The following is a 7112-nucleotide window of genomic DNA, read 5'->3' as shown; positions in this document are numbered from 1 at the left end:
CCGTAAGTAACGAAGTTTGATGCAAATGTCAGATCGTATGCGCCTGTTAGGGCGCGGCTGGTAAGAGAGCCTTACAGGCGCATCAGAAAAACCTCCGGCTATGCCGGAGGATATTTATTCCCCCTTTGACAACCTGCCGTTTTCCAGCCGTACCACCCGGGAAAAATGACGCCGGGTAAACGCAGCGTCATGGCTAATCGCCACGACGCTGGTTCCCCGTGCCCGGCATGTCGCCAGCCAGTGTTCAAATACGGTTAGCCAGTGGGCGTCAAAATCCCGGCTGGGTTCATCCAGCAATAACACCGGCGGCGCCATCGCCTCCAGACTGGCGACCGCCACCATCCGGCGCTGCGCGGCGTGCAGATCAAGCGGGGGCGCCTCGGCGACGTCCGTTAGCTGGCATAACCGCAGCGCGGCCTGCGTGCGCCGTGAAATATCCTCCGCCGATAAGCGCTGTAGTTTCAGCCCAAAAGCGACCTCTTGTGCGACATTGCTGTGGAAAATCTGGTTTTCCGCTTCCTGAAAGAGTACGCCGATAGCGGCGGCGCGTTGACGATTTTTAAGCTGCGCAATCGGCTCTCCATTAAGCGTTACCGAGCCGGAAGTGGGGGAAAGCAGGCCGGCCATAATCCGTAACAGCGTTGATTTTCCCGCGCCGTTATCGCCGGTCAACGCCAGCCATTCGCCGTCACGAAGTTCAAGCGAGATGGCGTGCAGACAGTCGGCTGCGGCATCTGGCCAGCGATAAGCGACCTGATTTAACGTCAACATAATGGGGTTAGCGCTCCGTTGCGCAATTGCCATACCCGCTGGCATCGCGTCAGAAAGGGGAAATGATTACGCTCAAAAAGCACAATGAGAGAATGACGTTCCAGCGCCCACTGTTGTAACCGTTCCAGCAGTGTCCCGGTGGCCGCTGACGTCAGCCGACTGAAGGCTTCATCAAGAACTAATAATCTGGGCTGCATGGCAAGCGCGCTGGCAATCACTACCCGCTGCGTTTCGCCGCCGGAGAGCGTGCCGGGATGGCGATGGCGTAACGACTGGCAGTTTGTCAGAGTCAGCGCCTCGTCAATGCGCCGTAGAATTTCCGCTTCATGGAGGCCGAGATTCTCCGGGCCAAACGCCACCTCTTCCTCTACGCTAAAGGTACAGCCGGAAAGCTGTAAATAAGGCGATTGCTGCACCAGGTGGATGGTGGGCGACTGTTCTACCAGCGGGAGCCGCCCGATAGGTACGCCAAGCAGTAGGCCTGTGCCGTCAATATCGCCGGGGAGATAATCCGGATACCAGCCAGCCATCAGTTGCGCCAGCGTACTTTTTCCGCTGCCGTTATCGCCGACTATCGCCACTATTCCGGGTGTTGAATAGTGGAAATCAAAACATGCCGGCGGGCGTGTCGCATCGGACGGAAGATAACGAAACTGCTCTAACGTAACCATATCCATACTCCCGCTTCCGCCAGTATTAGCAGTACCATGCCATACCGCGCAACCCGTTGTAACATGCTATCTTTCGGCGCCCACAGCGTGGTTCGGGCTCGATGCAGCCGAAACCCCCGCATATCCAACGCCGCGCCGCGTATTGTCAGATCGTTAAGCGCATTTTGCGTAAGCGGCACGATCAGCGCAGGCATTGCCCGTAGCCGCTGATACCAGCCTTCATCCAGCGGTACGCCGCGCGCGCGCTGGGCTTCATGAACGATCGTCAGTTGTCGTTTGAGCTGTTCGACGACCAGCAGCGGGCCAGCGAACAGGTAAGCGATGCCGGGTGGCAGACGTGAAGCGAACAGGGCGCGAATAAACCGCTGAACCGGCACATACTGCATCCATAGCTGCGACGTCGACACGATCGCCAGCAGACGTAGCCATAGCGTAACGGCATATACCCAGCGCTGCGGATCGCGAGGCTGCCCGCTTATCCATTCCGTTAGCCAACCGCCATGTACCAGCCATAGCCCAAACCCTAAAGACAGCATCAGCCAGGCGACATACTTCGCCCGCCGCCGCGTTGATTTCAGCGCCAGCAGACAGAGGAAGGCCGCCGCGCTATAAACCGGGAACACGGTCTGCGCAGGGAGTAGCAGCGTGGTGCAGGCCGCCAACGCCCATAAGGTTAACGAGGTAAACGGATGCATTTAGCGTACGGCTGACATCGCAGGAAAATGCCGTGTCGTACGTAACGGTAGCTGACGCAGCAGCACCCAAACGATGATCGCCGTCAGAATTTTATCGACCAGATTAGCGCCTATGACGGTAATCGCGACTGACTCCACCAGGTTTTGGCCCATTGAATGCATCCAGGCGACGAACAAATCAGCGCCGCTACCGGTAACGCCGCCAAAAAGCGCGGTACGAAGCGGTACGGCGACCAGCGTCACCGCCAACGTAATGACGACCCCGCTGACGATCACTTTGGGCAGGGTACGAAACCAGCCTGCGCGCGCCAGCCACCCGGCGACCAGACCGATAACCATCGCTACCGGGGCAAACGCGGCAGCGATAGGGTCGGTAAGCAGCCCCCACAGCAAGTTGGTCAGAAGCCCAGTCAACATGCCGATGAACGGCCCTAACAGTACCGCGCTAATTAAGGTGCCGATCGAGTCGAGAAAAATAGGCAGCTTCAACATGCTAATAAGCTGTCCGCCAATCATATTGATGGCAATAGCGATGACAATCAGCACCAGAGACTGGCTGGAAAACGGGCGACGCGCCATAAAGTACCTCTTAAAGAGTCGTCAATTAACGGGAAGAAATATGCAGTTCGTCATAACCGGAAATGGCGCACGGTTGACGGCTGAACGTCAGCGCTGGCAGCTCGCCGATAACCAGCTCCAGCGTGGTACGCACGGTACACCCTGGCATCATATGGCCGCCGAGCATGGCCCCGTAGGGATCCGATACCGCGAGATGCAGATGCTCGCCGGTCAATTCAAGCGTGCCGTTTAGCGAGATAACTTCAAACGTGCCGGTGAGCGATGTGGTCGCTTCTTGCCCGGCATAACGCAGCGCAACGTCGGTCAGACTGCCGGTACACCCTGCAATCCAGGCGGCATGTAATTGGTTCTGTTGCACAAAGGCGTGTAATTGGGAAAACACTTCCTGGCCGGGAAGCAGACGAAGCGCGTAAAAGCGCGCTGTAGAGGCATTGTGGTGAGATACAGTCATCGTTACAGGACTCCGAGACTCGGACGTGGCGCTGATAATATAGACGCTGGCGACAGCGCTTTCTGATATAAATCAGTATTTGTGACGCGACGATGAAAAGATCTGACGGATGTACTGGTGATTCTTAAATATGGAATAAATTGCAGCGTAAGCGGCCATGAAATGTGATGCAGGTCAGATAACTGTCTTCTTCGACTGGACAAACATTCCTTTTATTCCCCGTTTCGCTTATTCTAGCTGAAGCGTTTCAGTTAATTAAATGTTCGACAATTAACCAATCAGTCGCAGTTTGCGACAGGTGAGGTTTTACTCGACGATAAGCTGCATTACTCTGTCAGCCTCATCTGAATCGGGATAGCCTTGCAGGAGACCTATGACCGTACGCATAGCGATTAATGGCTTTGGTCGCATCGGGCGTAACGTGGTTCGTGCTTTGTATGAATCCGGACGTCGGGCGGAAATTACCGTGGTGGCCATCAACGAGCTGGCGGATGCCGCAGGCATGGCGCATTTGTTGAAATACGATACCAGCCACGGGCGTTTTGCATGGGAGGTTCGCCACGAGCGCGAGCAGCTTTTTGTCGGCGACGATGTCATTCGTATTCTGCATGAACGAACGCTGGCGGATCTGCCGTGGCGCGAACTGGGCGTGGATGTCGTGTTGGATTGTACGGGCGTATATGGCAACCGGGAGCATGGCGAGGCGCATATTGCCGCTGGCGCGAAGAAAGTGCTCTTTTCTCATCCGGGCAGCAACGATCTTGACGCCACCGTCGTTTTTGGCGTGAACCAGAACCAACTGCGTGCGGAACATCGTATTGTCTCAAACGCGTCCTGTACCACGAATTGCATAATTCCCGTCATTAAATTGTTGGATGATGCTTACGGCATCGAGTCTGGTACCGTCACGACGATCCACTCCGCGATGAACGATCAGCAGGTGATCGACGCGTATCACTCCGATCTACGGCGCACGCGCGCGGCCAGCCAGTCGATTATCCCGGTAGATACAAAACTGGCGGCAGGCATTACGCGTATATTCCCGCAGTTTAACGACCGTTTTGAGGCGATTGCGGTGCGCGTTCCAACCATTAATGTGACGGCGATCGATTTAAGCGTAACGGTGAAAAAACCAGTAAAAGCTAGTGAAGTCAACCAGTTGCTGCAAAAAGCAGCACAAGGTGCATTTCATGGTATAGTTGACTATACGGAATCACCGTTGGTCTCGATAGATTTTAACCACGACCCGCACAGCGCCATTGTTGATGGCACGCAAACCCGGGTCAGTGGCGCCCACCTGATCAAGACGCTGGTCTGGTGCGATAATGAATGGGGCTTTGCTAACAGGATGCTCGACACCACGTTAGCGATGGCCGCAGTTGGTTTCAGGCTCGACGCGTCAGCGTCGACAAAACTTTAAGCATCATTGAGAGGATTCACCATGTCTGTAATTAAGATGACCGATCTGGATCTGGCCGGGAAACGCGTTTTTATCCGTGCGGATCTGAACGTACCTGTTAAAGAAGGGAAAGTGACCAGCGACGCGCGTATCCGCGCTTCTCTGCCGACCATCGAACTGGCTCTGAAACAGGGCGCGAAAGTGATGGTAACTTCCCACCTGGGTCGTCCTACCGAAGGCGAGTACAACGAAGAATTCTCTCTGCTGCCGGTTGTTAACTACCTGAAAGACAAACTGTCTAACCCGGTTCGCCTGGTCAAAGATTACCTGGACGGCGTTGACGTGGCCGAAGGTGAGCTGGTGGTTCTGGAAAACGTTCGCTTTAACAAAGGCGAAAAGAAAGACGACGAAGCGCTGTCTAAAAAATATGCCGCCCTGTGTGACGTATTTGTGATGGACGCCTTTGGTACTGCGCACCGCGCGCAGGCTTCTACCCACGGTATCGGCAAATTTGCTGACGTCGCGTGCGCAGGCCCGCTGCTGGCCGCTGAACTGGATGCACTGGGTAAAGCGCTGAAAGAGCCGGCTCGTCCGATGGTGGCTATCGTTGGTGGTTCTAAAGTATCTACCAAACTGACTGTTCTGGATTCCCTGTCTAAAATCGCTGACCAGCTGATTGTCGGCGGCGGTATCGCCAACACCTTCGTTGCCGCTCAGGGCCACAGCGTCGGTAAATCCCTGTACGAAGCTGACCTGGTTGACGAAGCAAAACGTCTGCTGACCACTTGCGATATCCCGGTTCCGACCGATGTTCGCGTTGCCACCGAGTTCTCCGAAACCGCACCAGCGACTCTGAAATCCGTTAACGACGTGAAAGAAGACGAGCAGATCCTGGATATCGGCGATGCTTCCGCTCAGCAGCTGGCTGAAATCCTCAAGAATGCCAAAACCATTCTGTGGAACGGCCCGGTTGGCGTGTTTGAGTTCCCGAACTTCCGTAAAGGGACTGAAATCGTGGCGAATGCCATCGCTGATAGCGAAGCGTTTTCCATCGCTGGCGGCGGCGACACCCTGGCGGCAATCGACCTGTTCGGCATTGCTGACAAAATTTCCTACATTTCTACTGGCGGCGGCGCATTCCTCGAATTCGTGGAAGGTAAAGTTCTGCCAGCCGTAGCGATGCTCGAAGAGCGCGCTAAGAAGTAATCGTTACGGGCAGGGATTCCTGCCCGTTGATTTATCGCCGATCTGACATTCAGGGCGGCCCGTGTTTTTTCCCAAAGCCCGACGATACAGGACAACGAAACATGTCTAAAATTTTTGATTTCGTAAAACCAGGCGTGATCACTGGTGATGACGTACAGAAAGTGTTCCAGGTAGCAAAAGAAAACAATTTTGCTCTGCCGGCAGTTAACTGCGTGGGCACTGATTCCATCAACGCTGTTCTGGAAACCGCTGCAAAAGTTAAAGCACCGGTCATCGTTCAGTTTTCCAACGGCGGCGCGTCCTTCATCGCGGGTAAAGGCGTGAAAACTGACGTACCTCAGGGCGCGGCAATCCTGGGCGCTATCTCTGGCGCGCATCACGTTCACCAGATGGCTGAACACTACGGCGTGCCGGTTATCCTGCACACTGACCACTGCGCGAAGAAACTGCTGCCGTGGATCGACGGTCTGCTGGACGCGGGTGAAAAACACTTCGCGGCTACCGGTAAACCGCTGTTCTCTTCTCACATGATTGACCTGTCTGAAGAGTCTCTGCACGAAAACATCGAAATCTGCTCCAAATACCTGGCGCGCATGTCCAAAATTGGCATGACTCTGGAAATCGAACTGGGTTGCACCGGTGGCGAAGAAGACGGCGTGGACAACAGCCACATGGACGCTTCTGCTCTGTACACCCAGCCGGAAGATGTTGATTACGCGTACACTGAGCTGAGCAAAATCAGCCCGCGTTTCACCATTGCCGCTTCCTTCGGTAACGTACACGGCGTTTACAAGCCGGGTAACGTGGTTCTGACCCCGACCATCCTGCGTGATTCTCAGGACTATGTTTCTAAGAAACACAACCTGCCGCACAACAGCCTGAACTTCGTTTTCCACGGCGGTTCCGGTTCTACTGCTCAGGAAATCAAAGACTCCGTAAGCTACGGCGTAGTGAAAATGAACATCGATACCGATACCCAATGGGCAACCTGGGAAGGTGTTCTGAATTACTACAAAGAAAACGAAGCGTATCTGCAAGGTCAGCTGGGCAACCCGAAAGGCGAAGATCAGCCGAACAAGAAATACTATGACCCGCGCGTATGGCTGCGTGCTGGCCAGACTTCGATGATCGCTCGTCTGGAAAAAGCATTTAAAGAACTGAACGCGATTGACGTTCTGTAATATAGTCTGCTGATTGAAATGGCTTCCCTCGGGAAGCCATTTTTTTGTCTATGGAAAACCCCCAGCTAGGCTGGGGGTTCCGGAAAGCTTTCAGCTTTAAGCCAGTTATTAAAACCCCTTTTGATTTGTTAAAACATCTTGCGGTCTGGCAACTGCAAA

General features: G+C 54.5%; 8 protein-coding genes. 3 read left to right on the top strand and 5 right to left on the bottom strand.

Annotated elements, in window-relative coordinates:
• Window positions 1-114 precede the first annotated feature (114 nt).
• The 5 genes from AAYN39_RS07020 to AAYN39_RS07000 are packed head-to-tail and all read right to left on the bottom strand — an operon-like array spanning window position 115 to window position 3167.
• Window positions 115-771, bottom strand: a complete 657-nt coding sequence (locus AAYN39_RS07020; protein ID WP_000956919.1) for an ATP-binding cassette domain-containing protein — start codon at window positions 769-771, stop codon at window positions 115-117.
• The gene (locus AAYN39_RS07015) at window positions 765-1442 is read right to left on the bottom strand and encodes an energy-coupling factor ABC transporter ATP-binding protein (RefSeq protein ID WP_001775599.1); all 678 of its coding nucleotides are present in this window, start codon (window positions 1440-1442) and stop codon (window positions 765-767) included. Before AAYN39_RS07015 ends, AAYN39_RS07020 begins: the two co-directional genes overlap by 7 nt.
• Window positions 1430-2137 (bottom strand): energy-coupling factor transporter transmembrane component T, encoded by a 708-nt coding sequence (locus AAYN39_RS07010; RefSeq protein ID WP_000553254.1) that lies wholly within the window; start codon window positions 2135-2137, stop codon window positions 1430-1432. The genes AAYN39_RS07015 and AAYN39_RS07010 overlap by 13 nt, the downstream gene beginning before the upstream one ends.
• Window positions 2138-2716, bottom strand: a complete 579-nt coding sequence (locus AAYN39_RS07005) for an ECF transporter S component (protein ID WP_000124001.1) — start codon at window positions 2714-2716, stop codon at window positions 2138-2140.
• Window positions 2717-2741: 25 nt separating this feature from the next.
• Window positions 2742-3167: a PPC domain-containing DNA-binding protein gene (locus AAYN39_RS07000; protein ID WP_000218564.1), complete on the bottom strand. Its 426-nt coding sequence runs from the start codon at window positions 3165-3167 to the stop codon at window positions 2742-2744.
• A gap of 373 nt (window positions 3168-3540) precedes the next feature.
• Between AAYN39_RS07000 and epd the strand changes: the two genes are divergently transcribed.
• From epd to fbaA, 3 genes are all read left to right on the top strand, one after another.
• Window positions 3541-4587, top strand: coding sequence for an erythrose-4-phosphate dehydrogenase (epd, locus tag AAYN39_RS06995; protein ID WP_000218338.1), 1047 nt, complete (start codon window positions 3541-3543; stop codon window positions 4585-4587).
• Between the two features lie 21 nt (window positions 4588-4608).
• The gene (gene pgk, locus AAYN39_RS06990; RefSeq protein ID WP_000111274.1) at window positions 4609-5772 is read left to right on the top strand and encodes a phosphoglycerate kinase; all 1164 of its coding nucleotides are present in this window, start codon (window positions 4609-4611) and stop codon (window positions 5770-5772) included.
• Between the two features lie 101 nt (window positions 5773-5873).
• Window positions 5874-6953 carry a class II fructose-bisphosphate aldolase gene (gene fbaA / locus AAYN39_RS06985; protein ID WP_000034386.1) on the top strand — a complete coding sequence of 360 codons (1080 nt, stop codon included), beginning with the start codon at window positions 5874-5876 and terminating at the stop codon, window positions 6951-6953.
• Window positions 6954-7112 lie beyond the last annotated feature (159 nt).

The organism is Salmonella sp. K21076, assembly GCF_039650795.1.
In the GTDB taxonomy this organism is placed as follows: Bacteria; Pseudomonadota; Gammaproteobacteria; order Enterobacterales; family Enterobacteriaceae; genus Salmonella; species Salmonella enterica.
Note: the sequence above shows the minus strand (reverse complement) of the source record. Positions and strands in the feature narration are given on the sequence as shown.